This is a genomic window from Bradyrhizobium sp. 31Argb (assembly GCF_043638955.1).
Taxonomy (GTDB): Bacteria; Pseudomonadota; Alphaproteobacteria; order Rhizobiales; family Xanthobacteraceae; genus Bradyrhizobium.
In genome coordinates this window covers 1-26013 of record NZ_JBEGDB010000102.1, presented here as the reverse complement: position 1 = coordinate 26013, position 26013 = coordinate 1, and the positions used below count along the sequence as shown (strand labels likewise).

The 26013-nt window shown below is 63.8% G+C and carries 25 protein-coding genes and 1 pseudogene; 14 read left to right on the top strand and 12 right to left on the bottom strand.

Annotated elements, in window-relative coordinates; genetic code table 11:
• Nucleotides 1-99 precede the first annotated feature (99 nt).
• Both AAFX91_RS20455 and AAFX91_RS20450 read left to right on the top strand, forming a co-directional pair.
• A pseudogene (locus tag AAFX91_RS20455) lies at nt 100-709 on the top strand (TetR/AcrR family transcriptional regulator).
• Complete coding sequence (locus AAFX91_RS20450) at nt 706-1170, top strand: PaaI family thioesterase (protein ID WP_394567639.1); 465 nt, start codon at nt 706-708, stop codon at nt 1168-1170. The pseudogene AAFX91_RS20455 and the gene AAFX91_RS20450 overlap by 4 nt, the downstream one beginning before the upstream one ends.
• A gap of 38 nt (nt 1171-1208) precedes the next feature.
• Here the strand turns inward: AAFX91_RS20450 and rplI are convergent, their stop codons facing one another.
• The 4 genes from rplI to rpsF all read right to left on the bottom strand — a co-directional run bounded on the left by rplI (nt 1209) and on the right by rpsF (nt 3668).
• Nucleotides 1209-1811, bottom strand: a complete 603-nt coding sequence (gene rplI, locus AAFX91_RS20445; protein ID WP_130583731.1) for a 50S ribosomal protein L9 — start codon at nt 1809-1811, stop codon at nt 1209-1211.
• Between the two features lie 42 nt (nt 1812-1853).
• Entirely contained in the window at nt 1854-2825 is a 972-nt protein-coding gene (locus tag AAFX91_RS20440; RefSeq protein ID WP_130583730.1) for a DUF2232 domain-containing protein, read from the bottom strand.
• A gap of 127 nt (nt 2826-2952) precedes the next feature.
• The gene (gene rpsR / locus AAFX91_RS20435) at nt 2953-3192 is read right to left on the bottom strand and encodes a 30S ribosomal protein S18 (RefSeq protein ID WP_007592020.1); all 240 of its coding nucleotides are present in this window, start codon (nt 3190-3192) and stop codon (nt 2953-2955) included.
• A gap of 5 nt (nt 3193-3197) precedes the next feature.
• Complete coding sequence (gene rpsF / locus AAFX91_RS20430) at nt 3198-3668, bottom strand: 30S ribosomal protein S6 (protein WP_130583729.1); 471 nt, start codon at nt 3666-3668, stop codon at nt 3198-3200.
• Nucleotides 3669-4002: 334 nt separating this feature from the next.
• Here rpsF and AAFX91_RS20425 point away from each other — a divergent pair, with 334 nt between their 5' ends.
• From AAFX91_RS20425 to gmk, 9 genes are all read left to right on the top strand, one after another.
• Nucleotides 4003-4719 (top strand): TetR/AcrR family transcriptional regulator C-terminal domain-containing protein, encoded by a 717-nt coding sequence (locus AAFX91_RS20425; protein WP_394567634.1) that lies wholly within the window; start codon nt 4003-4005, stop codon nt 4717-4719.
• Nucleotides 4716-5741 (top strand): fatty acid desaturase family protein, encoded by a 1026-nt coding sequence (locus AAFX91_RS20420; RefSeq protein ID WP_130583727.1) that lies wholly within the window; start codon nt 4716-4718, stop codon nt 5739-5741. The genes AAFX91_RS20425 and AAFX91_RS20420 overlap by 4 nt, the downstream gene beginning before the upstream one ends.
• A gap of 141 nt (nt 5742-5882) precedes the next feature.
• Nucleotides 5883-6836 (top strand): ACP S-malonyltransferase, encoded by a 954-nt coding sequence (gene fabD / locus AAFX91_RS20415; RefSeq protein ID WP_394567641.1) that lies wholly within the window; start codon nt 5883-5885, stop codon nt 6834-6836.
• 96 nt (nt 6837-6932) lie between these two features.
• Complete coding sequence (fabG, locus tag AAFX91_RS20410; protein ID WP_394567632.1) at nt 6933-7670, top strand: 3-oxoacyl-[acyl-carrier-protein] reductase; 738 nt, start codon at nt 6933-6935, stop codon at nt 7668-7670.
• A 293-nt stretch (nt 7671-7963) separates the two neighbouring features.
• Nucleotides 7964-8203 (top strand): acyl carrier protein, encoded by a 240-nt coding sequence (locus tag AAFX91_RS20405; protein WP_002716125.1) that lies wholly within the window; start codon nt 7964-7966, stop codon nt 8201-8203.
• A gap of 96 nt (nt 8204-8299) precedes the next feature.
• Nucleotides 8300-9565, top strand: coding sequence for a beta-ketoacyl-ACP synthase II (gene fabF, locus AAFX91_RS20400; protein WP_394567631.1), 1266 nt, complete (start codon nt 8300-8302; stop codon nt 9563-9565).
• 232 nt (nt 9566-9797) lie between these two features.
• Complete coding sequence (gene mltG, locus AAFX91_RS20395) at nt 9798-11057, top strand: endolytic transglycosylase MltG (protein ID WP_130581064.1); 1260 nt, start codon at nt 9798-9800, stop codon at nt 11055-11057.
• 111 nt (nt 11058-11168) lie between these two features.
• Nucleotides 11169-12056: a YicC/YloC family endoribonuclease gene (locus AAFX91_RS20390; RefSeq protein ID WP_130581063.1), complete on the top strand. Its 888-nt coding sequence runs from the start codon at nt 11169-11171 to the stop codon at nt 12054-12056.
• Between the two features lie 3 nt (nt 12057-12059).
• Nucleotides 12060-12740 (top strand): guanylate kinase, encoded by a 681-nt coding sequence (gene gmk / locus AAFX91_RS20385; protein ID WP_130581062.1) that lies wholly within the window; start codon nt 12060-12062, stop codon nt 12738-12740.
• 4 nt (nt 12741-12744) lie between these two features.
• Here gmk and AAFX91_RS20380 read toward each other — a convergent pair whose 3' ends face one another.
• The 8 genes from AAFX91_RS20380 to lptF form a co-directional block, all read right to left on the bottom strand.
• Nucleotides 12745-13659, bottom strand: a complete 915-nt coding sequence (locus tag AAFX91_RS20380) for a hypothetical protein (protein WP_130581061.1) — start codon at nt 13657-13659, stop codon at nt 12745-12747.
• Nucleotides 13660-13970: 311 nt separating this feature from the next.
• Entirely contained in the window at nt 13971-15029 is a 1059-nt protein-coding gene (locus tag AAFX91_RS20375) for an alcohol dehydrogenase (RefSeq protein WP_394567630.1), read from the bottom strand.
• 12 nt (nt 15030-15041) lie between these two features.
• A complete protein-coding gene (gene rsmA, locus AAFX91_RS20370; RefSeq protein ID WP_394567629.1) occupies nt 15042-15908 on the bottom strand; it encodes a 16S rRNA (adenine(1518)-N(6)/adenine(1519)-N(6))-dimethyltransferase RsmA in 867 nt (288 codons plus the stop codon).
• Complete coding sequence (pdxA, locus tag AAFX91_RS20365) at nt 15905-16909, bottom strand: 4-hydroxythreonine-4-phosphate dehydrogenase PdxA (protein ID WP_394567640.1); 1005 nt, start codon at nt 16907-16909, stop codon at nt 15905-15907. Before pdxA ends, rsmA begins: the two co-directional genes overlap by 4 nt.
• Before the next feature lie 2 nt (nt 16910-16911).
• Complete coding sequence (locus tag AAFX91_RS20360; RefSeq protein ID WP_130581058.1) at nt 16912-17850, bottom strand: SurA N-terminal domain-containing protein; 939 nt, start codon at nt 17848-17850, stop codon at nt 16912-16914.
• 71 nt (nt 17851-17921) lie between these two features.
• On the bottom strand, nt 17922-20306 hold the full coding sequence (locus AAFX91_RS20355) for an LPS-assembly protein LptD (protein WP_245476445.1): 2385 nt from the start codon (nt 20304-20306) through the stop codon (nt 17922-17924).
• A gap of 98 nt (nt 20307-20404) precedes the next feature.
• Entirely contained in the window at nt 20405-21502 is a 1098-nt protein-coding gene (gene lptG / locus AAFX91_RS20350; RefSeq protein WP_130581056.1) for an LPS export ABC transporter permease LptG, read from the bottom strand.
• Nucleotides 21499-22665, bottom strand: coding sequence for an LPS export ABC transporter permease LptF (gene lptF, locus AAFX91_RS20345; protein ID WP_130581055.1), 1167 nt, complete (start codon nt 22663-22665; stop codon nt 21499-21501). Before lptF ends, lptG begins: the two co-directional genes overlap by 4 nt.
• A gap of 354 nt (nt 22666-23019) precedes the next feature.
• Between lptF and AAFX91_RS20340 the strand changes: the two genes are divergently transcribed.
• From AAFX91_RS20340 to AAFX91_RS20330, 3 genes are all read left to right on the top strand, one after another.
• A complete protein-coding gene (locus tag AAFX91_RS20340; RefSeq protein ID WP_394567628.1) occupies nt 23020-24522 on the top strand; it encodes a leucyl aminopeptidase in 1503 nt (500 codons plus the stop codon).
• A gap of 6 nt (nt 24523-24528) precedes the next feature.
• Nucleotides 24529-24981 (top strand): DNA polymerase III subunit chi, encoded by a 453-nt coding sequence (locus AAFX91_RS20335; RefSeq protein ID WP_130581054.1) that lies wholly within the window; start codon nt 24529-24531, stop codon nt 24979-24981.
• 223 nt (nt 24982-25204) lie between these two features.
• Nucleotides 25205-25735: a hypothetical protein gene (locus AAFX91_RS20330; RefSeq protein WP_282532120.1), complete on the top strand. Its 531-nt coding sequence runs from the start codon at nt 25205-25207 to the stop codon at nt 25733-25735.
• Nucleotides 25736-26013 lie beyond the last annotated feature (278 nt).

The following is a 26013-nucleotide window of genomic DNA, read 5'->3' as shown; positions in this document are numbered from 1 at the left end:
CGCGCGAAACTACTTCGCCGTCGTCGCCATTGCCGCCACTCTGCTCTGGATAAGGTAACTGTCCACACGGCCTAGAGTAGAGCTCCAGAGAGGTGGAGCATGGCAACCACGGCGCGAGAGGACTTGTTGGCCGCAGGTCTTGCAGTCTTCGACCGCGATGGGTTTGAGGGCGCGACGGTTGCGGCCATCCGAACCCGTGCACGGGCCTCCAACGGCAGCTTCTTCCACTTCTTCGGATCGAAGAAGGCGCTCGCCGGCACCCTGTTCCTGGACATCCTGCAAGCGCTATCACGCCGCCATGCTCGCGGTGCTCGATCGATCCTGCGGCGCGCGGGACGGGGTCGGGCGGCTGATCCGCGCCCATCTCGACTGGGTCGTCGTCAACCGGCGCGAAGCACGCTTCCTGTTCGAGATATCCCGCAGCGAATGGAGCGATGAGCTTCGTGACGCGCAGCGCAGGGAGAATGTGCGGCTCGCTGACGGGATCGAGAATTGGCGGGCGCCGCTGCTTGCAAGCGGCGAGCTATCGCCGATGTCGCCAACCGTTTTCATCAGCCAGATCATCGGGCCCGCGCAGATCTTTTGCCGCGCCTACCTGTCGGGCCGCGACCGCGGCGATCCGAGGGAGCAGGCCGATATGCTGATTGCCTGCGCGATCCGCGCCGTTGCAGCTCCCGGCGCAGCGGAGAGAAGTGGAGATACGCCATGACAGAGGATTTGGATCGCGACTTCACGCCGATCGCGAAGCGCATCCGCGACAATGTCGGTCGCCAGGGATTCATGAATCACGTCGGCGCCGAATTGTCCGAGCTCGCCCGCGGCACCTGCACCATCGAGGTCGGGCGGCGGCCGGAGCTGTTGCAGCAGCACGGCCTGTTCCACGGTGGCGTCACGGCGTTTCTGGTCGACAACGCAACCACCATCGCGGCCGCGACCACGCGCGGCCAGGCGGCGCTGACGGCCGAATACAAATTGAACCTATTGTCGCCAGCGTCCGGCGATCGCCTGATCTGCCGCGCGCGCGTGATCAAGCCGGGACGGCAGGTCGCCGTCGTCGCGGCCGACGTGTTCTGCGTCATTGACGGCAAAGAGAAGCACACCGCGACCGCGCTCGCTTCGATCGCCATGCTGGATGAGAAGGCGGCGGCCCGAATCGAAAGCCCGGCCTGATCGAGGCCGGGCTTTGATCTTGCCGTAAACGAAGAGGCTTACTTTTCCTCGGCAGCCGGCGCCGGCTCCACCGGCTCCTCCTGCTGCGCTTCCGGATCGAAGAACTCGCCGGCGGCGGCAAGCGCCTCGGCTGCGGCGTCCTGGTCTTCCTGGCGGCTCGAGATGTCCTCGCCGCGCTTGATGCGCTCGGCTTCATCCGCGCTGCGCGCGACGATGACGGTGACGTTGGTCTCGACCTCGGGGTGGACGGCGATCGTCACCTTCTGCTGGCCGATCACCTTGATCGGCGAGTCCAGCCAGACCTGCGGCCGGCTGACGATGATGCCGTCGGTCGCCAGCGCCGTGACGATGTCGCGCACCGAAACTGAGCCGAATAGCTGACCGCTTTCGGAGGCCTGGCGAATGATCATGATCTCGCGGCCGTCGATCTTCTCGGCCACCTTGCTGGCTTCGGACTTGGCCTGAAGATTGTTGGCCTCGAGCTCGGCCTTCATGCCTTCGTACTTGGCGCGGTTATCGGCGGTGGCGCGCAGCGCCTTGCCGCGCTTCAGGAGGAAATTGCGCGCAAAGCCGTCGCGGACCTTCACGACCTCGCCCATCTGGCCGAGCTTGGCGACACGTTCCAAAAGAATGACTTCCATATTGCTTCTCCTTCAATCTTGGTTTGGGTTGATCGGTTGAATTCAGGATGCAGGGAGCGGTGGCGGCCTGGTCCGTAGATAGCGTTGGCGCAATCCGAACAGCGCGTCGGCTATTCCGAGCACCACCATCGCCATCACCGGCCAGGTGAAGATCACAACCACGGCATAGGCGCAGCTCAGCCAGAGTGTGCGGCTATTGAGCGATTGCGTCACCGTGTGCAGCACGGCGAAACCGGTGAGCGCATAAGCCGCCATCAGGGCGGTGGTCGTGACCTGTGCGAGGATGGCCAACAGGCCGCTCGTGAAGCAGAGGGCGATGGCCACGCACGAAGCCACCAATGTCATTGCCGGGAGCGCAGTCGCCCGCAGTTCGGGCCACGGGCGTCGCAGGCGGCCCGAGGTCGCCGTGATCAGGGTCGCCAGCCAGAGATTGATCGTCAGCGATATCATGGTGACGATGACCGCGGCGAGCGGTGCGACAGCCACCATAGCGTCGACCACGCGTTCCATGTCGGCGCTCGCTGTCACCATGCGCGAGTCCAGAACCCGCATCAGACCGCGCTTCATGGCACCCGCGATGCTGGCGGCGTCGGTGCCCAGCGTGAGCAGGGCCGCCATCGTGGTGAGCACGGCAAAGCCTGCAATCCAGAGCAGGATACGGCCGACCGGATACCATTCGAGATTGGCGGTCGCCGGAGCGGGCCCGCCAGTTGGGCTCGGCTCGGCAACCGGGCGTCCCAGTAGCGCGAGGTACCCGAGCCACCAGGCCGGCAGCGCAACCATGATGACAAAGGTGATGCAATAGGGCAGGCCGAAGATCGCGCCGAGGCCCGACGCGGCCGCAATGCCGCCAATACTTGCCGTGAGCGGACCCCAGCCGAGCCCTGCCATCATCAATGGCAGCGGCGCCAGCCAGAACAGCAACAGCGAGATCATCGCGCCCGAAATCATCGAGGCGAACATCAACGCCGACGCGCAGCCAGCAGCGATAGCAATGAACAACGTCGCGATCATTAGCTGTCCCGCTCCTTTCGAGCGGTTAGAGGTCCTGCTTGAGAACCCCAACCATCGGCGACCGGACGACCCGGAAGCCTTATGAGCAAATGGTCCGCAGCGCGCGAGGTGCTGCGGACCGGATTGACTAGCGAATCACGTAGGGCAAGAGGCCGAGGAAGCGCGCGCGCTTGATGGCGCGGGCGAGTTCACGCTGCTTCTTGGCGGAAACGGCCGTGATGCGGCTCGGCACGATCTTGCCGCGCTCGGAGACGTAACGCATCAGCAGCTTGGAATCCTTGTAGTCGATCTTCGGCGCATTCGCTCCCGTGAACGGGCAGGACTTGCGGCGACGGAAAAACGGACGGCGGGCACCGGCTTCAGCCATGATTCTTACTCCTCGGTCGCAGCGTCTTCATCGCGCGGGCGGCGCGGGCCACGGTCGCCGCGGAATCCACCGCCGTCGCGATCGCCACGGAAGCCGCCACCCTCGCGGTCACCGCGGAAGCCGCCGCCGCGATCATCGCGCTCACGGTCACGGTCAGCCTTGCGCATCATCGCCGACGGGCCTTCCTCGAGCTCCTCGACGCGGACGGTGAGATAGCGGATGACGTCTTCGCTGATCCGCTCCTGGCGCTCGATCTCGCTGATTGCGGAAGAGGGCGCGTCCAGGTTCATCAACACGAAATGCGCCTTGCGATTCTTGTTCATGCGGTAGGTGAGGGAGCGCACGCCCCAATTCTCGGTCTTGGTAACCTTGCCGCCGGCCTGTTCGACGATACCGGTCATCTGCGCGGTCAGCTCGTCAACCTGCTGGGTGCTCGCGTCCTGGCGCGCGAGAAAAACATGCTCGTAAAGAGGCATGGATGTCCTTTCTAAAGTTGGCGCGGTTCCCGGCGACAAGCCCTTCGAGACCTTCGGAAAGGACTCGATGTTGCTCAGAAGGCGGAAGCACGGGACGACGAGCCGACTGGCCCTGCCACATCAAAATCAACGAATGAAATTGCTGAGACCGTCCGTTCAGCTCCCGGCCGGGACCCACGGATGGCGGGCTTTATAAGGATTTTGCGCGTTTTGGCAAGGTTGCCGGGCGAGGTTTTTGGCGGCTTGGCGGGCCAATCTGCGCCGGATCGGTTCGTCCAGCTCCGTCTTGATTTATTTGTTTGTATATCATACAAATAAATCGAGGAGGCGTCTGATGGCGGCCAAAGCTGCGTCCGAATCGCCAGCCGGCGATCCAAAACATGCCGTTCGGGCCACACGCGCGGCCGGGCGCAAGATGCGTTCGCTGCTCCTCGACGCCGCAAGCCGCCTGTTCAAGGAACAGGGGCTCGCCGGCGCCTCGATCACCGATATCGCTGCGGCCGCGGACGCCTTTCCGAGCCAGATCACCTACTACTTCCGCACCAAGGAAGCGCTCTTCGTCGAGGCCGCCTGCCGCGACATGCTCTATGTGGCGCGCGCGGCGGAGGAGGCTGCGCTGCGGGCGGAGACGCCGCGGGACTACACGCGTGCGCTGGTCGAGACGGTGACGGCGACCGATTCGGTCGCCTTCTTTGCGGAGGCGCTGACCCTGACGCGGCGCCGCCAGGATCTCGCGCCGCTCGTGGAGCGGACCATCGAGCGGCTGCACAGCGAAGGGCTGCGCGCCTATGCGGGGCAGATCGAACGGCACGGCTGGCGCACGCTGCGCGACCCCGCCGCGACCTCGCGGCGGTTCTGGGCAGCTGCGATCGGCGTCATCCTCGAAGGCTATGCGATGGGCCGCTCGGCGGAGGAGCTGTGCAGCGAAATGCTGCGCGTGCTCGGCGAGCAGGCCACCACCACATCCAGCGCCGAGAACACGCGCCTGCGCCTGGTCGGCGATCCCAGCACATCCACTTCCACCTCTCGCGACGAGGAGACTTCGCCATGACCGCGCTTCGCATCCGCGCCCGCGACTTCCTGACCGAGGATCAATTGATCGCCGTCCGCCAGCGCTCGACGTTGAAGGGCATCGCGCTGATTGCGCATGCCTGGGCGCTGATATCAGGCGCGATCGCGCTGGTGGCCTGGTGGCCGAATCCGCTGACATATCTCCTCGCCGTCGCGATCATCGGCTCGCGGCAGCTCGGGCTCGCGATCCTGATGCACGACGGCGCGCATGGATGCCTTTCAGCGGACGAGAAGACTAACCTGACATTGAGCCAGTGGTTTTGCGCCTATCCGATCTTTGCGGAGACGCGCGCCTATCGCCGCTATCACCTGCAGCATCACGCGCGGACGCAGCAGGAGGATGATCCCGACCTCGTGCTGTCGGCGCCGTTTCCGATCACGAAGATGAGCTACCGGCGCAAGTTCATTCGCGACATCACCGGCCAGACCGGCTATCAGCAGCGCAAGGCGCAACTGCTCAATGCGCTCGGGCCGAAGCAATGGCCCTGGCGGCAGCGTGCCGCGCATTTCTGGGAGAAGCTCGGGCCGCAATTCATCGTCAACGGGCTCCTGTTTGCAGGGCTTGCGGCTGCCGGCGTGTGGTGGGCTTATCCACTGCTATGGCTGGTTCCGCTGCTCACCTGGATGATGGTGATCACGCGCATCCGCAACATCGCCGAGCACGCCGTCGTTCCTGACAGCCACGATCCCCTGCGCAACACCCGGACCACGCACGCCGGCTTCCTCGAGCGGCTGTTCATCGCCCCCTATTACGTGAACTATCACCTCGAGCATCACCTGCTGTTCTATGTCCCGTGCTACAACCTGCCGCGGGTTCACCGCATTCTCAGCGAAAGCCGGCACGCCGGCCACATGGAGGTGCAGCCGGGCTATCTTGCGGTGCTGAGACTGGCGACCGCAAAGCCGGATCATGAGGATCGGCCGGGGCAATTGGTGAGCAGCGCACGCCGGGCGAGGGCCGGCGCGGAAGTAGGCGCGGACCAGAGGGCCGGCGGGTTCTAGGGGAAAGTCCCCATTTCAATGCCGCAACGCGGCTTGACATCCCAGCCCCGGACGGTGTCTTACGCGCCCGTCCAGAGCATGATCCGGAAGGAGCGGAAACCGGCTTTCCCGGAGATCATGCCCAAACAGCTTGGGAGCGCCATGACGGCAGCATTCACTTTTCCGGGGCAGGGGTCGCAGGCAGTCGGCATGGGCAAGGCCCTCGCCGATGCCTTTCCGGTGGCCCGGGCGGTGTTCGACGAGGTCGACGCCGCGCTGGGAGAGAAGCTGACCGGGATCATCTGGGACGGTCCGGCTGAAACCCTGCAGCTCACCCAGAATGCCCAGCCGGCGCTGATGGCGGTCTCGATCGCGACGCTGCGGGTGCTGGAGACGGAGGCCGAATTCTCGGTCGGCCGCGACGCGGCCTATGTCGCGGGCCATTCGCTCGGCGAGTACTCGGCACTGGCCGCCGCCGGCAGCCTCAGCGTCAGCGATACCGCACGCCTGTTGCGTACCCGCGGCCTTGCGATGCAGAAGGCGGTGCCCGTCGGCGTCGGCGCCATGGCCGCGCTGCTCGGCCTCGACTATGAGGCGGCGATGGCGGTCGCCGAGGAAGCTGCCCAGGGCCAAGTGTGCCAGGCTGCCAATGACAATGGCGGCGGACAGGTTGTGGTTTCCGGCGACAAGGCCGCCGTCGATCGCGCGGTCGAGATCGCCAAAGGCAAGGGCGCCAAGCGCGCGATGCTGCTGCCGGTGTCGGCTCCGTTCCATTGCAAGTTGATGCAGCCGGCGGCCGACGCCATGGCCGAGGCGTTGTCCGGCGTCACCATCAAGGCGCCGGCCGCGCCGCTGGTCTCGAACGTGCTGGCGACCGCCATCACCGATCCCGACGAGATCCGCCGCCGGCTGATCGAACAGGTCACCGGCACGGTGCGCTGGCGCGAGGCGGTCGCCTATATGGCAAGCAAGGGCGTGACGCGCTTCTTCGAGATCGGCGCCGGCAAGGTCCTGACCGGACTGGTCAAGCGCATCGCCGATGGCGCGGTAGGAGTTTCCGTCGGCGGTCCCGTTGATATCGCGGCCGCCAAGGATGCATTGGCCGCTTCGGCCTGAAGCATGATCGGGAAAAGTGTGTACCGGTTTTCCCTCCGACAAACGCGATGCGTTTGCGCGCAGATCATGCTCTAAGAGAGCCGAGAGGAGATAGTAATGTTTGATTTGACGGGCAGGACCGCGCTGGTCACCGGCGCCACCGGCGGCATTGGCGGCGCGATCGCACAGGCGCTGCATGCGCAGGGCGCAACCGTTGCGATCTCGGGCACGCGGCGCGAGGTGCTGGATGCGTTTGCAGCCAAGCTCGGTGAGCGTGTTCATGTCCTGCCGTGCAATCTCTCCAACAGTGCCGAAGTCGAGGCATTGGTGCCCGCAGCGGAGACCGCGCTGGGGCAGGTCGACATCCTCGTCGCCAATGCGGGAATCACACGCGACAATCTGTTCGTGCAGTTGCGCGACGAGGATTGGGACGAGGTGATCGCGATCAACCTGACGGCGACCTTCCGCCTCGCGCGCGCCGCCACCAAATTGATGATGCGCAAGCGCTTCGGCCGCATCATCGCCATCACCTCGATCGTCGGCGTCACCGGTAATCCCGGCCAGGCCAACTACACCGCGTCGAAGGCCGGTATCATCGGCCTGATCAAGACGCTGGGCGCCGAATATGCCAAGCGCGGCGTGACCGCCAATTGCATTGCGCCCGGCTTCATCAATACGCCGATGACGGATGCGCTGAACGACAAGCAGCGCGAGGCCATCCTGGCAAAGGTTCCTGCGGCGCGACTCGGAACGTCCGAAGACATCGCCGCCGCAGCCGTCTACCTCGCTTCCAATGAGGCCGCCTACGTGACCGGACAGACGATTCACGTCAATGGCGGAATGGCCATGTTTTGAGCGGGTTACCGGAGCGTTTTTGCGTGGCGGAATGCCCTACCGGCGACCGGGCGGGGCTTATAGTCAAGACTAGGGAATTATGATAACCGAACCAGCCGCGGATGGGCAAAGAACGCCATTGCAGGATGTTGAAACCCTGTATATTGGCGTGGCGACGCCTGCCGTTCGCCGGGACTTAGTCGGCCACGACCGCCGAATCAAGACTATGCGCGACAGCTTAGGGAAACTACACGACCACGATGGCTCGTATCGTCTGGGGGTCGGGTCCAATGGAACAAGCACGAGGGTGAACGATGAGTGAGATTGGCGAGCGGGTAAAGAAGATAGTGGTCGAGCACCTTGGCGTCGAGCCGGAGAAGGTGGTCGACAGCGCAAGTTTCATTGATGACCTCGGCGCTGACAGTCTCGACACCGTCGAGCTCGTGATGGCATTTGAAGAAGAATTTGGTTGCGAGATTCCCGACGACGCCGCGGAGACGATCCTGACGGTCGGCGACGCGACCAAGTTTCTCGAGAAGAACGCGAAAAGCTGACGCCCTTCGCGGTGCCGACGAAGCCGGACGGACCGTCATCAGGCGGTCCCCCGGTTTCTTGTTGTTGACCGCGCATTTCAGGACGGAGTTCTTGACATGAGACGTGTTGTCGTCACGGGGCTGGGCATGGTTACACCACTCGGCTGTGGCGTCGACACCAGTTGGGCACGTATCCTTGAAGGTCGCAGTGCGGCGCGCAGGATCGAGACCTTCGATGTCTCCGACCTGCCGAGCCAGGTTGCCTGCGTGGTGCCGCGCGGCGATGGCAGCGAGGGCACCTTTAATCCCGATCAGTGGATGGAGCCGAAGGACCAACGCAAGGTCGATGACTTCATCATCTTCGCGATGTGCGCGGCCAAGCAGGCGCTCGACGATGCCGGCTGGCATCCGGAGAGCGAAGAGGACAAGTGCGCGACCGGCACGTTGATCGGCTCCGGCATCGGCGGCCTCTCGGGAATCGCCGACACGGCGGTGCTGCTCAAGGAACGCGGTCCGCGAAAAGTGTCGCCGTTCTTCATTCCGGGCCGGCTGATCAATCTGGCATCCGGCTATGTCTCGATCGAGCACGGCCTGAAGGGGCCGAACCACGCGGTCGTCACCGCCTGCTCGACGGGCGCGCATGCGATCGGCGACGCCGCGCGGCTGATCGCGCTTGGAGATGCCGAGGTGATGGTGGCCGGCGGCGCCGAATCGCCGATCTGCCGCATCGGCATGGCCGGCTTCTGCGCGGCGCGCGCGCTGTCCACCGGCTTCAACGAGACGCCGACCAAGGCGTCGCGTCCCTACGACAAGGACCGCGACGGCTTCGTGATGGGCGAGGGCGCCGGCATCGTCGTGCTCGAAGAATATGAGCACGCAAAGAAGCGCGGCGCGAGGATCTATGCGGAGGTCGTCGGCTACGGACTCTCGGGCGACGCCTATCACATCACCTCGCCGTCGCCGGACGGAGACGGCGGCTTCCGCAGCATGTCGGCGGCATTGAAGCGCGCCGGCATGACGCCGTCCGATATCGACTACATCAACGCCCATGGCACCTCGACGCTGGTCGGCGACGAGATCGAACTCGGCGCGGTCGAGCGGCTGCTCGGCAATGCGGCGTCGAAAGTCTCGATGTCGTCGACGAAGTCGTCGACCGGACATTTGCTCGGCGCCGCCGGCGCGATCGAGGCGATCTTCAGCATCCTAGCGATTCGCGACAACGTCGCCCCGCCGACGATCAATCTCGACAATCCGTCGGTGGAGACGGCGATCGATCTCGTGCCGCACACGCCGCACAAGCGCGAGATCAATGTGGCGTTGTCCAATTCGTTCGGCTTCGGAGGCACTAACGCTTCCGTGATCCTGCAGCGTGTTATCAACTAGATCATGATCCGATTGATCGAATCGGATCATGATCTAACCTCTTTGTTTGGGCATGATGTCAGCGCAATACGCTGCGCGTTGTCCCAGCAGGCGAATTGGAGCCAGTTCACCGTTTTGCCGCAATCGCCGATGACTTCCAGGCGCGGGCGCGTACTCGTATAGTATTGATTATATTGGCAGGACTTTAGATTTGTCAGGCCACGATTGAACCGGCAGGATTCAGGTCGAATCGATGAGTGAGAGGCCGCCCATTTCACCGCGAAGCCCGCGCGCCGCGCTGGAGCCTGAACAGGTCCCGCCGCCGCCGAAACGGTCGGACCGTGCCCGCAATCCTTTCGTCGTGGTCGGCAACGCCATCATCACCCTCCTGATCCTTCTGATGATTGGCGCGGGCATAGCCTATTACTACGGAAAGCAGACCCTGGAAGCGTCGGGACCGCTGCAGGAGGACAAGATCGTCAACATTCCGCAACGGGCCGGCAAGCGCGATATCGCCGACATCCTGCAGCGTGAGGGCGTGATCGACGTCAATCCCTGGGTCTTCATCGGCAGCGTGTTTGCGATGAAGGCGAGTTCCGATCTTAAGCCCGGCGAATATTCGTTCCAGAAGAGCGCGAGCCTGCGCGACGTCATCGGCACCATCGTCGAAGGCAAGGTGGTGCAGCATGCGGTTACCATTCCCGAAGGCCTGACCTCCGAACAGATCGTGGCGCGGCTGTCGGACAACGACATCTTCACAGGTTCGGTGCGCGAGATACCGCGCGAGGGCACGCTGTTGCCGGAGACCTACAAATTCCCGCGCGGCACCACGCGCGAGCAGGTGATCCAGCGCATGCAGCAGACCCAGAAGCGCGTGCTTGCGGAAATCTGGGAACGCCGCAATCCGGACATTCCGGTCAGAACGCCGGAGCAACTCGTGACGCTGGCGTCGATCGTCGAGAAGGAGACCGGCAGGGCCGATGAGCGCAGCCGCGTCTCGGCCGTGTTCGTCAATCGTCTGCGGCAGAAGATCAAGCTGCAGTCGGACCCGACCATCATTTACGGCCTGGTCGGCGGCAAGGGAACGCTGGGCCGGCCGATCAAGCGCAGCGAGATCACCCAGCCGTCGCCCTACAACACCTACGTCATCGATGGCCTGCCGCCGGGCCCGATCGCCAATCCCGGCCGCGCGTCGCTGGAAGCAGCAGCCAATCCGGCGCGGACCCGAGATCTGTTCTTCGTTGCCGACGGCAGTGGCGGGCATGCCTTCACCGAGACCTACGATCAGCACCAAAAGAACGTGGCGAAGCTCCGTTCGATGGAAAAGCAGATCCAGAACGACACGGTTGAGCCAGCAGACGATCCGCCGCCGCCCGCCGCCAGCGCGCCGCCCGACACCAACCCGACTGCAACCACGCCGCCCAAGCCGCCGGCCAACTCGAAGAAGCCGGCAAGGCCGGCACGGCAGGGCGCGGCGCAGTCGACGACGTCGCCGCCCGTGGTCCAGCGCTGAGTCTGGACGTCGGCCACCGGCACGCGAACGTAATTCCACTTTCAGGGAAATCGGCCTAAGGTCGCACGCGTTCCAGCGAGTCTCACATCTCTTGTCAGAAAGTTTTATGCGATGGCCCTATCGAGCATGACCGGTTTTGCCCGAAGCCATGGCGCGAGCGGCCCCTACACCTTCGAGTGGGAACTGAAGTCGGTCAATGCCAAGGGCTTTGACTTGCGGCTGCGGCTGCCGCCAGGCTGGGACGAGCTTGAGGCCGTGGTGAAGAAGCGCGCGAGCGAAGTGCTGTCGCGTGGAACTGTCTATGCCAATCTCAATGTCAAGCGCGCCAACGCCGTGTCGGCGGTGCGCATCAACGAAGACGTGCTGGCCTCGATCGTGAAGGTCGCGGGCGAACTGGCGCAGAAGATTGACGCGGTGGCGCCGAGCATTGACGGGCTGCTCGGCATCAAGGGCGTGATCGAGGTGGTCGAGCCGGAAAGCGACGAGGCCGAGGACAAGGCGGCAAGAGAGGCCGCCGCGCTGGCCTTCGAGCAGGCGCTGGTCCATCTGGTTGAGATGCGCCGCCGCGAGGGTACGGCGCTCGGGCAAGTGCTGATGCAGCGGATGGACGAGATCGAACAGCTCGCCAAGAAGGCGGAAGCGGCACCGGGCCGCAAGCCGGAGGCGATCCGCGCGCGACTTGCCGAACAGGTCGCGGCACTGCTGGAGGCCTCCGATCGATTCGATGCGGATCGGCTGAACCAGGAAGCGATCCTGATCGCGACCAAGGCCGATATCCGCGAGGAACTCGACCGCATCGCTTCCCACATCGCGCAGGCGCGTGAGATGATCGGCAAGGGTGGGCCGATCGGGCGCCGGCTGGATTTCCTGGCGCAGGAATTCAATCGCGAGGTCAATACCTGCTGCTCGAAATCGAACGATATCGAGCTCACCAATACCGGGCTCGAGATGAAGAACGTGGTCGAGCAGTTCCGCGAGCAGGTTCAGAATCTGGAGTGAGGCATGACGGCGGCCCAAGGTGAGGCCCAAGGAGAGGCTCAAGGGTTTGACGGGGTCGAGCGGCGCGGCCTGATGTTCGTGCTGTCGTCGCCGTCGGGCGCCGGCAAGACCACGCTGTCGCGCATGCTAGTTGCCGAGACGCCTGCGCTGCAGATGTCGGTATCGGCGACCACGCGTCAAAAACGGCCAGGCGAGGTCGAGGGCAGAGACTACTATTTTGTCAATCAGACCCGCTTCGATGAAATGGTCGCAAACGGTGAATTGCTCGAATATGCGATGGTGTTCGGCAATTGCTACGGAACCCCGCGTGCTCCGGTCGAGGCTGCGCTTTCATCGGGTAAGGATGTGCTGTTCGATATCGATTGGCAAGGCACGCAGCAATTGCGCAGCCGTTCGCCGAACGACGTTGTCAGCGTGTTTATCCTTCCACCTTCGGTGGCGGCGCTGGAGCAGCGCTTACATACACGCGCACAGGATTCTGACGAAATCATTCGAGGTCGAATGAAAAAGGCCGGCGACGAGATGAGTCGTTTCGACGCTTACGACTACATCGTCGTCAATGATAACATCGGGATCGCCTTCGAATCTGTTAAATCGATCCTACGAGCAGAGCAACTCAAGCGCGAACGACAGATTGGTCTAACGGAGTTCGTGCGCAGCCTGCGGCGCCAGCTCGAGAAGTAATCAATTAGGCGGTCGCGCTTTTCGCCAGACGCGCCAGCATTTCCTTGATCTCCCGCTGCGTATCTTCAAACGAGGGCTCTGGCTGTTCCGCTTCGATGCGAGGCGCTCGCGGCGGTTCGACCGGACGCGGCGAACTCTCCTTGTGCTGGGCGGCCAGTTGCGGGGCGCGCTCGGCATGATCGCGGTCCCAGGGCGCACGCCATTCATTGTCGACCTCGTAGGGCGGTGCGCCCGTACGGTTGAGCCGGAAGATGAGGCCGCCGACCAGGCCGGCGAGCGCAAGTGTGCCTGCCATGATGAACAACAGCGTCGAGGTTGATTGCTTCTCAACCGTCGAATGCGCGGTTGCGGCGGGTGCCGGCGGCGGCGCGGGTTGCGGCGCCGCCTCGGGCTCTTCCTGTGGGCTCACGGCCGTATCGGCGGCGGCGACCTTGCTGCCACCAGATGCGGCCATGCTCGATTGGTCAAGCCAGCGTGCCGAAACCAGCGAGCCGGAGGCGGGTGCGCCGACGGAGGGGGGCGCGTTGTCGAGGGCGGAGGCGGGCTTCTGTTTGGTGTCCGCCTGCGATGAAGTCAGCTCAGCGCGCGCATCTGCGACCGACGGGCTGATGCTGGCCGCCGGCTGGGGCGGGTTGCCGGCTTCGGCCGGCGGCGGGGATTCCTGCTGTACAGGCGCGGCCTTCGCCGCCTTGCTGCTCCCTTCGCGGACATACCAGCATTTGCGCTTGGTGGAGCGCTCAAGGCGATAATACCAATGGCTTCCTGCAGGCGCGGTCCCCTGTGGAGCCGACAGGCAACTGTCGGCAGTCTTGGCGCTGTCGGCACTCTCGGTACCGTTTTCCGCTCCGGCGGTGAAGCTGGCACCCGCCAGCATCGTAGCAACAAGTGCTGAAATGAATTGGGCGGTACGCTTTGACATCTACATCCCCGATAACACCGGCTACCCCTTAACCCCTAACTCTCGGTAGGAAGTTGGGTGGCAATGCGCCGCAAATCCGGAGCGGGTGGGGCTTAATTGCGGCTCGCCGGCCGCCTCAATTGCGGCAGATCGGGGCACTCGGGGATGCACCGACAGCTATTGCTTTGAAGCGGTCCAGCGGCCGACCCAGCAGTCGGACTGGCGAAAACTTCCCGAGCCGGAACGGCTTGAGATGCGGCCGGTGCTGATCAAGGTGATCCAGTTGGCAGCACAGTTCGGACCGATGCTGCCGTTCTGGCCTATATCGTGATCTAGTTCTTCAGGACGATGCGTCCGACGACCTTGCCCGCGCGCAACTGGTCGATCCACTTCTGGACGTCGGCCATCGGTTCTTCCCGCATCGGCGTCGGCTTGATCTTGCCGGCGCGCGCGAGCGCCATCAATTCCTGGGCCTCGGCCAGCGTTCCCACCATGAAGCCCTCGATGGTCATGCGCTTGTAGACCCATTGCACCATCGGCAGGCTGAAAGTACCGCCCATCAGGCCGGAGACCACGATCTTGCCGCCGCGCGCCAGCACGGAGACTGCGAACGCCATGGACTTCTCGTTGCCGGCGAAATCGACGACTTCGTCAAATCCGCCTTCGGTCTCTTTCAGGATACGCTTGAAGACATCGGGCTCGGCCGGGTCGTAGGCGACTGCTGCACCGTTCTGCAGCGCAGTCTCGCGCGCGGCCAGGCTGAGGTCGGCAACCGAGATCGGTTGCTTGAACATCGCCTGCGCGAACGAGAGCCCCATCATGCCGACGCCGCCGAGGCCGATCAGCAGCAGGTTGCGCTTCCGCGGGCGATCCACCAATCGTTTCAGCGCACCGTAGGCGGTGATGCCTGAGCACATCAGCGTGGCCGCCTGATTGATCGGCAGCGGATCGTAGTCGAGCAGGTATTTTGCATCGGGCACCAGCACATGGCTAGCGAAGCCGCCATCGATGGACACGCCCAGGAAACGCTGCTTGACGCAGAGGTTCTCGTCGCCGTTCAGGCAATCGCGGCACTGGCCGCAGCCGATCCACGGAAAAACGGCCTTCTTTTTCCCGATCAGGTCAGCCGGAACATCGGGACCGGCTTCCGCGACGACACCCGCGATTTCGTGGCCGAGCGTGAAGGGCAGGGTCATGCCGCGTGTGGTGTCGAGCTTCTTGCCGCCGCCGAGATCGGCGTAACCATCCTGGATGTGCAGGTCGGAATGGCAGAGACCGCAACGCTCGATGCGGACCAGGACTTCGCGTCCTTGCGGCTTCGGCGTCTCGACGATGGTCTCGCACAACGGCGCATCAAATTTGACGAGGGACTGGCGTACCATTTGCGCCATGGCGTTCACTCCTTAGGCAATGTTCGATGTTGTGTTTCGTATATTGGCCAATTCACGAGCCATGGCAACAAAGCCGGAGATGGGAATAGTTTCGGCGCGGCGGGTGGTATCGATATTTGCCGCCGCAGCGAGCCGGGCTGGATCGACCGAAAGCGACTTCAGGCTCTGGCGCAGCATCTTGCGACGCTGGCCGAAGGCTGCGGCCGCCACCTGTTCCAGCGCGCGCCGTTCGCAAGGCTCGGGCGCGGCGCGTGGTATCAGTCGTACCAGCGACGAGGTGACCTTCGGCTGCGGCACGAAGGCCGACGGCGAAATGTCGAACAGGAGCTTTGTTTCGGCGCGCCAGTTGGCGAGCACGGCAAGCCGGCCATAGGCCTCGCCGTTCTCCTGCGCGACGATCCGCTCGGCGACCTCGCGCTGGAACATCAGCACCATCATGTCGTACCAGGGCGGCCAAGGTTCGATCGACAGCCAGTCGACCAGAAGCTGGGTCGCGATGTTGTAGGGCAGGTTGGCGACGATCTTTGCCTTGCCGCCATCGAGCAGGGGGCGGGGATCGAACTGCTGCGCGTCGGCATGCACGATCTCGAGTCGTCCCGGGTATCGCTTGACGATGTAGTCGAGCGCAGCCAGCGCCCGTTCGTCGCGCTCGATGGCAATCACGCGTTTGGCGCCGAGCGCGAGCAGCGCCCGGGTCAATCCGCCTGGGCCGGGGCCGACCTCGATCACGGTCGAGTCCTCGAGCGGACCCGCGGCGCGGGCGATCCGCGCGGTGAGATTGAGGTCGAGCAGGAAATTCTGGCCCAGTGACTTGCGCGCCGACAAGGAGTGTTCGCGAATGATGTCGCGCAGCGGCGGCAGATCGTCGATCGCGCTCATTCAGGCGTTGTCGCGGCCATCCTCGCGGCCAGCCGCAGCGCCGCGATCAGGCTCGACGGATTGGCGCGACCGGTGCCGGCGATGTCGAATGCCGTGCCGTGATCCGGCGAGGTCCGGATGAACGGTAGGCCGAGCGTGACATTGACCGCGTCATCAAACGCAATGGTCTTGATCGGGATCAGCGCCTGGTCGTGATACATGCAGATCGCGCAGTCATAGGTGGCGCGCGCCGCCTTGTGGAATAGCGTGTCCGCCGGCAGCGGTCCGCGGACGTCGATACCTTCGCTGCGCAGAATCTCGACAGCCGGCGCCACGATCTCGATATCTTCGGTGCCGAGCGTGCCGTCTTCGCCGGCATGCGGATTGAGGCCCGACATTGCGAGGCGCGGGCGGGAAAGCCCGAAGCGTGCCTTCATGTCGGCCACCACGATGCGGGCCGTCGAGACGATCAAGTCCGTCGTGAGCAATGCAAGCGCTTCGCGCAGCGAAAGGTGGATCGTCACGGGCACGACGGCGAGTTCGGGCGACCACAGCATCATCACGGGCTGCGGCGCGACCCCGTCCTTGGCCGCGAGCTCGGCCAGGAATTCGGTATGGCCGGGGTGACCGAAGCCAGCGCGATAGAGCACGTTCTTGGCGATCGGGTTGGTGACGACAGCGGCGGCCTTGCCGGCCATGACGTCGGCGACCGCGCGCCGGATCGAGGACAGCGCGGCATCCGCGCTGGTCGCATCCGGCGTGCCGGGCCGCGCCGTCGCCGGCTTGCCGGCCGGAACGACAGGCAAGGCTCGCGCGAACGTGCTAAGCGCCTCTTCGGGGGAGGCGTCGGCAAGCTCGACCGCAAGGCCAAGACGGTGAGCACGCTCAGCGAGAAAATCGCGGTCGCCGAGCAGGTAAAACGGCGGAAGCTTCAGTTCATCACGCCGCAACCACGCGGCAAGCGCAATGTCGGGGCCAATACCTGCGGGTTCGCCGGATGTCAGCGCGAGGGGCTTCGACATCATCAGCGATATTCGATCATGGCCGCTTTGCGGACTTCCTGCAGATAGGATTTCGATTTCGCCTCATATTTCTGGGCGTACATCTTCTCGCGGATTTCCCTCTTCTTCGGCGAGTCGATCATGGTGGTCTTGCGACCGCACAGCACGACCATCTCCACGCCCTGCTTGGTGATCTCCGGCGGGGTCAGATGGCCGATCGGCGTCTTGTCGAGCACCTCGCGAATGCTCGGCGGGATATCGCCGGAAGTCTTGGTCACGGTGTCGCGGATCGCCGCGTTCGGTATGGTCTTGAAATAGGAGTTGGCCTCGTCGCAGCTCGTGATGCGCTCGCGCAGCCCCTCGGCTTCCTTCTTGCGCGCCTCGATCAATGCCGGCGTGGAGCCGCGCGGCACGATCAACACGATCGGCTGCATCTTGTATTCGAACGCTTCGACCTCGGTCTTTTCGCCGCCTTCCTGCGCGGCGGCCGCGACATCCTTCTCGCCGACCTGGAGGCTTTCCTTGTAGCGGCCACGCACGAGGCTGGTCCAAACCATGTCGGCCCTGATGCGGGACTTGAGCGTGTCGGCGCGAATGCCCTGGCTCTCCAGCGACCTCGTCAGTTGCTCCGACGAGATCCGCATGCGCGCGCTCATCGCGGAATAGGATTGCTCGATGTCGGAGGAGGAGGGGTCGACGCCGAATTTCTTGGCTTCCTTGATCTTCACCTTTTCGTCGATCAGTTCCTCGATCACGTCCTGCCGCGTCGACTGCTTGTGGGTGGTCAGGAAGTTCAGCTTGGTGCGCTGCTCGATGTCGTAATTGGTGATCGGCTCGCCATTGACCATGACGGCTACGGTCTGCGCTTTCAGCGGCGAAGTGCCGCAGAGCATCAACGCGAGCGCGATGGCGCAAGCGGGAGCGAGGGCCGAAAGGCGATGGGGCAAGGTCGTCATGGTCATCTCAGCTATATGGTCATGTCAGCCATATCAACCGATCCGCACCGAATTTCGGCGCTGCGGATCACGCTCTACTAATAGCCGCTTCCGCTGTTCGTCGTCGTCGTCGTCGCGATCGTCCGCAGCCCGATTTGGAACATGTACGTGGTGCTGAGGATTGGCGGCGACGAGGGGGTGGAGTAGTTGTATGACCTGACAATGTTTGCGGCCAGCACGAAACAGTCGTCCACATAGCCGGCGCCGATGACGTACTGGTTGATCTTGTTCGCTTCAAGGTCCCAACGCGCCGAGCCGGACACCACCCAGTTCGAGGCGACCTTGACCGAGGCGCTGGTCAGGATGCCTTCGCGACGGGTGAGATAGCCGAGTTCCGGTTGGGCCGCGTAGTTGCCGTAGAGCAGGCTGACCGACCAACGATCGAAGTTTGCGCGTCCCTCGGCCTCGAAGCGGTTGATGTTCCAGGTCGCCTCGTCCATCCGCGAGCGGACGCTGAACGTGTAGGTCCGGTTGGGCGAATAGCTGACGCTGCCGACATAGTCGGATGCGGCATGCTGCAGGCCCGAATCGAGGCCGGTATTGGTCGCATCGGCGACCGCGAACGAGTTCAGGCCGAACAACTGGTAGGACTGTCCGAACAGCACCTTGACGGCACCGCCCCGATCGAACTGGGTGGTCGCCTGCACGCCGACGTTGGCACGGCCGCCGCCCTCGACACGGTCGTAGCCGGAGAACTTGTCGACGGAGAACAGGTTGCTGGTGTCGAACACGAGGCTCTGCGCGTCCTCGTTCGGCAGCTTGCCGGCATAGGTCTCGTTCGGGCGGATGATGACCTGCGCCATCGGCTCGAGCGTGGTGGTGCCCCACGGCTGCACGTTGATGAACGGGTACCGATATTCAAGGCCGATGGTCGGCATCGCGCGCAGCGCCTGCGTCTCGCCGACGGGAAGGAAGTTCGAGACACCAGGCTGGTTCGAGATCGAGGCATCGATCGCGTCGGCGCGAAGGATCGCGAACGGTGTCCAGATCTGGCCGATCGGGTCGGTGTACGATCGCCGCCATTGAGCTTCGGCCGTCAGGCGCGTGTAGGTGCCGGGGAAGCCGCGCAGCAGGCACTGCGAGGGCATCCGGGCCAGCGGATCGGCGGATGCCGTGGTGCACAGGCCGGCGGTGTTGGCGAGCGTCGTGATCGGGTCGAAGACCGCCTGGTCGCGCGTCAGGCTGGTGAAGTTCACCTTGTAGCCGAACTCGCCGCCGAAGATCGGGCTGTTGATCACATTGTTATAGTCGATCACCGGATGGACCACTGGCACCTGGCTCTGGTTGCCAGAGTAGCTCAGGTAATAGATCGTGCGCGCATCGAAGAAGCTGCGATTGCCGACGCCGGTCAAGTAGAGCTGCGAGATCGCTTCCGTCGGCAGGCTCAGGAACGACGCGTAGGGGTCCCGGTACTGGCCAAGCCGATAGTCCTGGAAGAAGAAGTAGTCGGAGAGGAGTACGCCGTCCCAGCCCCAGACCCACTTGTCGTTGATCGCGAACTGGCCCCTGGTATCGATGCCGCCGCGGAACTGGCGGTCGCCCGGCTGGTTGGCGAAGGCGCCGGGGTCGAGCTGGTCGATGCCATAGGCGCGGATCGAGTAGGAGCCGTCCAGCAGGCGCTGGCGGAATTCACCCTGCAACAGGACGCCCTGGCGCGTCGTAAAGCGCGGGTTGAACGTCGCGTCATAGTCGGGCGCGAGCGCGAAATAATAGGGGATCTCGACGCCGTAGCCATAGGCCGTCGCCTGGCTGGGGCTCGCCATCAGGAAGCCGCTCTTGCGCTTCACCGTCGGGTCCGGAGTCGAGAAGTAGGGCATGTACGCCAACGGAACGCCGAAGAATTCGAGCTGGGCGTTCTCGAAATAGAGCATCTTCTCGGTCTGGTTATGGATGATGCGGGCGCCCTTGACCTGCCATAGCGGCGGCTTCTTCGGGTCGTCCTTGCACGGCGCGCAGGCCGTATAGACGCCGTTCTCGAACACCGTGTAGTTGCCAGCGGAGCGGTCGGCACGGGTCGCCGCCATGCGCGTCTGATCCTCGGTGTCGACGCGCAGCGAATCGACGAAACCATCCCGGTAATCGTCGCTGAGATCCATGATGTTGGCGTAGGTGATCTTGCCCTGCGCATCCGTGAAGCGGATGTTGCCCTCGGCATGCAGACGCTTGGTCTTCTGGTCGTAGATGACCTTGTCGGCCTCGACGCTGGTGCCGTTGTAGAACATCTGCACGTTGCCGACCGCGGAGACGCGCTGATTGTTGTAGTCGTAATCGACTTCGGTCGCCTGCACAAGCATCTGCCCGTCATTCCGGGGCGGGGCCGGAGTCGGTTTCGGCGGCCGCGGATTGTAGGTGAAGCTCTGCGCGGCGGCGGGCGTCGTCAGGCCAGCGCCGATCGTCGCCGTAAGAATGAATCCAACGGTCAAGGTTAGTAGGAAGCCGGCCAAGCGAGTCCGCTGACGGCGCACGGTACTGCGCCGCCTGAACGCAGGCGACTCCAACTGGCGGGCGGCGACAACGGCCACTACCCGTCCTCCTGATATAGCAAGGCCAAGAAACCGGTGAGGCCACCCACGCACACAGGCAACCACGCCGCAGCGATGGGATGCATCAACTCAGCCTTGCTCAAATCTTCAGTTACTTTCGAAAGCACGTAGAGCAGAAAGCCCGCACCCACGCCACTTAAAACCATCTTTTGCACGCCGCCGAACCGGAAGAAGCGCAAACTGACCGAAGCGGCCAAAAGCACCATCGCAGCCAGCAAAAACGGCTGTGCAATGAGCTTGTGATACTGCAGCCGGTAGCCGGCGGTCGCGAAGCCCGAGCTCTCCGACGAGCGGATGTAGTTCGGTAGTTGCCAAAACGACACAGTTTCCGGGGTGGAAAAGCTGTTGCGGACCTGGGCCGGGGTCAGCGTCGTGGCCAGGTAGAAGCTCTCCTGGTCGATCGGAGGCTTGTCGAGGGAGTATCGACGTACTCCTTTGAACACCCAGCGGCCCTCTTCGAGCGAGGCTTCGCGAGCTTCGATTCGCTCCTTGAACTGCAGGCTGGTGTCGAATCGGAATACGGTCAGCCCGGTCAGGCGCACGCCCTGCTGTTCGCTGCGGGCGGCGTTGATGATCGACTGGCCATCGCTGTTGACCTGGTTGAGCCAGAAGCCAGAGGCGTCCTGGATGCCGCCGCCGGGCGCCGAGCCGAACAGCTCAGCTTCCATCTGCTTGGAGAGCTCGCGCAGGTTTGCCGACATCGGATTGTAAGCGGTGGTCGCCGCGATCCCCAGCACGATCGCGCTCGCCAGCGCGGGGGAGATGAACTGCCAGGCCGAAACGCCGGCGGCGCGCGCGACCACGAGCTCGAGCCGGCGCGACAGCGCGAGATAGCAGGTCATGGCCCCGATCAGCACGCAGAACGGCATCAGCTTCTCGAGTAGCTGCGGGACGCGGAACAGCGAGGTCTCGGCGACCGTGATCGCGGAGGCCGTGACCAGTCCGGAGGTCTTGCGCACCATCTCGATGTAGTCGACGAGGACGAGCAGCACGAAGATGCCGACGAACACGCCGACGGCCGAGATCACGAAGCGGCCGGCGAAATAGCGCCCGAGTGTGTTGGTGACCATGCTCATGCGGTGGCCGGCCTTCCGAACAGGCGGGCGATCCGCGCATTCGACTTGTTGATGGCCTCGATCAATCCGGGCGGCGGCTCCACCACCACGCCGCCGATGATCATCCAGAGCCCGACGCCGATGCCAGCGAGCAGCATCAGATATTGTGCGCCGACCGCAAGCGACGATTTCACCGCCATCACCGAGCAGGCGAATCCAGCCATGCGCAGGCCAAGCACCGCGAGAACCGAGCCGCCGATCGAGAAATTGCGACTCTGGCGCGTCGTGCGCGGCGCGCCCAGAAAGGCGAATGTGAGTGCGGCAAATGCGAACGGATAGATCGGCGCCATGAAGCGGTCGTGCAATTCGGCGCGGAACTGGCCGGATAGTTGATCAAAGGTCGGATCATCAGCCGCGGGCCAGATCAATTCCCACAGATATCGCTCGCGAATCCCCAGCGTGACGTCGCGCTGGTTGGAGAATTTCGACATGTCGAACGCGTAGCGGCCGAAGGCGACGAGGGCAGGGTCGCGCTTGCCGGCTTCGAATCGCTGCAGATTGCCGTCCTCCAGCACCAGATACGAACCATTCTCGTTCTTCAGCACCGTGCCATGGTCGGCGATGATCGTGACGCGCTCCTTGGGATCGCGGCGATCGTCGACAAAGATGCCGCCGAGCACGCCGCCCGGCAGGCGTTCACGAATCCGAATCGTCAGGTTCTGGTCGAGCTGGGCGAAGCGGCCCGGCTGGAGGATGTTGGTGAGTACGTCGGCGGTGATCTCCGCGTCCCATTGCTTGATGCGCCGCATGCCGTCGGGCGCGAGATAGGCGCCGATGAAGGCGACCAGCGCGGCGACCACGCAGGTGGCATAGAAGAAGGGACGGAACAGCCGGAATGGCGAAAAGCCCGCGGCGTTCATCACGATGATCTCGGAATCGGTCGCGAGCTTGTTCAGCGTGTGCGAGACCGCGATCATCAGCGCGATCGGCGCGATGATCAGGACGAGTGCCGGAATCACCAGGCTAGTGATGCCGAGGAAGGTGATGATGGTCTGACCCTGGCTGGTCATCAGGTCGATGCCGCGCAACGCCTGAGTAATCCAGATCACGCCGGTGAGGCTGATCAGGACTACCGCAAACGACGCGAGCGTCGTGCGGAAAATATACCTGTCAATCGACCCCATCCCGTTACCGCAAGATCCCACTTGGCACGCCAAAACGCACGGCTTCCCGACCAATCCCTTCCAAGGGCTCCCCTTTTGGCCGTGCCGCTTATCCGTCCAGCCGTCACTCTCTCATTACCATCCCTTTGATCCGTCAACAAAATGGCTGAGCCAAGGCACGTCTTCCATATGGTTAATTATTCCCCTTTGTGGCGTTCCAGCCACGCCGCGCTTGGCAGTGCGGCGGCTGGCAGGCCATAGTGTTGATCAACCCCGGGGCTGACCGATCTGGACGGCCGCGAACCGACATTCCACCTACTACCCACGCCAGCCGGCTCCTGCCTGCGACAGCTCTGATTCTGGAGGAATTTGCCTATGTCCGACGCCGTAAAGGTCGGCTTTGTCCCGTTTTCCGCGCCCGTCAGGGGCCTGATGGTGGTGTTTTGCGACGAGGCACTGAAGTTCGGCGCGGCGACCGACAAGGCGCTTGGGAAGGCGGCGGAGACGGTCAAGCGGGCGGCCGCGGCCAACCAGTTCAAGGGCAAGAGCGGCGCGATTCTCGACATCCTGGCGCCGGAGGGAATCAAGGTCGAGCGCCTGATCGTTGTCGGAACCGGCAAGGCGTCGGCGCTAAAGGAGAAGGATTTTCTCAAATTCGGTGGCGTCGCTGCCGGCAAGCTGAACGTGGCGACCGATACCGTCACAGTGATGGCCGAGTTGCCCGAGGGCGCGATGAAGGCGGAGCAGGCGGCGGCGATCGCCTCCGGTATCCGGCTCCGGGCCTATAAATTCGATCGCTACAAGACCAAGAAGAAGGACGGCGAGAACGAGCAGGTGCGCGCCGATGTCTCGATCGCGGTCGACGATGTCGCCGCCGCGAGGAAGGCGTTTGCGCCTGATGCCTCCATTGTCGAGGGCGTCGTCATTGCGCGCGACCTCGTGAACGAGCCGCCGAACGTGCTCTATCCGGAGGAGTTCGCACGCCGCGCCAGCCAACTCCGCAAGATCGGCGTCGACGTCGAAGTGCTCGACGTCAAGGCGATGACCAAGCTCGGAATGGGCGCGCTGCTCGGCGTCGCGCAGGGTTCGGCGCGGCCAGGCCGCGTGGTGATCATGCGCTGGAACGGCGGCAAGAAGAGCGAGCAACCGGTGGCTTTCGTCGGCAAGGGCGTCTGCTTCGACACCGGCGGTATCTCGATCAAGCCGGCCGGAAGCATGGAGGACATGAAGGGCGACATGGGCGGCGCGGCCTGCGTGGTCGGGCTGATGCATGCGCTGGCCGCGCGCAAAGCCAAGGTCAACGCGGTCGGCGCCATCGGCCTTGTCGAGAACATGCCCGACGGCAACGCGCAGCGTCCCGGCGATATCGTCAAGTCGATGTCGGGCCAGACCATCGAGATCATCAACACCGACGCCGAAGGCCGGCTCGTGCTTGCCGACGTGCTCTGGTATGTGGCGAAGAAATTCAAGCCGAAGTTCATGGTTGATCTCGCGACGCTGACCGGAGCGATCATGGTCGCGCTCGGCACCGAGCATGCCGGCCTGTTCTCCAATAATGACGAGCTGGCCGATCGGCTTATCAAGGTCGGGCAGGAGACCGGCGAGCGGGTGTGGCGCATGCCGCTCGGCTCCGAATACGACAAGCTGATCGATTCGCAGTTCGCCGACATGAAGAATACCGGCGGCCGCCATGGCGGCTCGATCACCGCGGCGCAGTTCCTGCAACGTTTCGTCGACGGCACGCCCTGGGCGCACCTCGATATCGCGGGAACCGCGATGGGCGCGCCAAAAACCGACATCAACCAGAGCTGGGGCTCGGGCTATGGCGTTCGCCTGCTGGAACGCCTGGTCGCGGACTACTACGAGGCCAAGAAATAGCCTGATATGACCGAGGTCCTGTTCTACCATCTGCAGGGGATGTCGCTGGAGAGCGTGCTGCCGCCGCTGCTCGAGAAATCGCTGGAGCGCGGCTGGCGCGTGGTCGTGCAATCGACGTCACCGGAGCGCGCCGAGGCGCTCGACGCGCACTTATGGACCTACAGCGACGATTCCTTCCTGCCGCATGCCACCTGGCGTGTTGCCGATGCATCGGATCAGCCGATCATCCTTTCGATCGACGACGGTAATCCGAACCGCGCCAATGTGCGCTTCCTGGTCGACAACGCGGCGATGCCCGAAGATAGCGGCAGCTATGAGCGGCTGGTGCTGGTGTTCAACGGCGACGACGCCGAAGCCGTGGCGGCGGCGCGTGCGAGCTGGACCGCCTGCAAGGCGCGCGGATTCGATGTGACCTATTGGCAGACCGATGAGCGGGGCCGCTGGCAGCGCCGGCAATAGAAGGTTGCGGAATTAATGATAATTTGCACTTTGTGTCCCGGAGTCGGCGCCCAGCCACGGTCATGCCGCAAAGGGATGCTCGGACAAACATTTTAGGGCAAAGGCGCGCGCCGCGCGTAAGGCTTGGGGTATCGCTTCGCGCAAAAAAGCGCGGCGGGACAAGAGGGTAGAGACGGGAGCCCAATCGATCGTGCGAGATGGAACACTTATTCGGAAACCGCTGGTGGCCCTGCTGCTGCTTGCGCCAGTCATCTCCGGCTGTTCCGGCGGCTCGAATATTTTCGGGGGCTCGGATATTTTCTCGAGGGATGCCGAGTGGTTCTCGCGGCCTGGCCGGGTGTTCATCCGCAACATTTCGATCGAGACCCCGCCGCTGACGCCGACCAAGCCGGTCACCGCAGAGGACATGGTCAGCGCCGAGGGCGGATGCCCGGGCATGGCGCCGGCGGGGCCTGCGAATGCCAATGCGCTCGCGGACGGCGCGGGTGGCGCACCACCGCCGCAGAGTACCGGGACGGTCGCGCTCGGACACACCGAGTGCGATGTGGTCCGCGGCATCGGCGCGCCCGACAATGTCGGTCTTTCCAAAAATGAACGCGGCGATCGCGTCGCCGTCGTCACTTATACGCACGGGCCGCGCGCCGGCATCTACACGTTCACCTCCGGCCGCCTGTCGTCGATCGAGCGCATTGACGTGCCCGCGCCGCAGCCGAAGCCCGGCAAGCCGAAGGCGAAGAAGCACGCGGCGACGTGAGGCCGGCGAACTTGTAGGGTGGGCAAAGCGTAGCGTGCCCACCATCAAGTGCACCGCCCGCAATGGTGGGCACGCTACGCTTTGCCCACCCTACCGCTTCGCCGCGAGTTATGATTCAATTTTCAAACAGCCGAGGGGTGTGAGTCTGCATTCTCGCGGCGCGATGCGCCCGAGCTTTCCTTCACTTTCCACCCTCCTCGAAGACAGAGGGCGCAGGGAAAGCCGGGTGCTGGTTGCACCCGTGGGTCCCGTGCAACAAAAAGCACGGGGGTAGGACC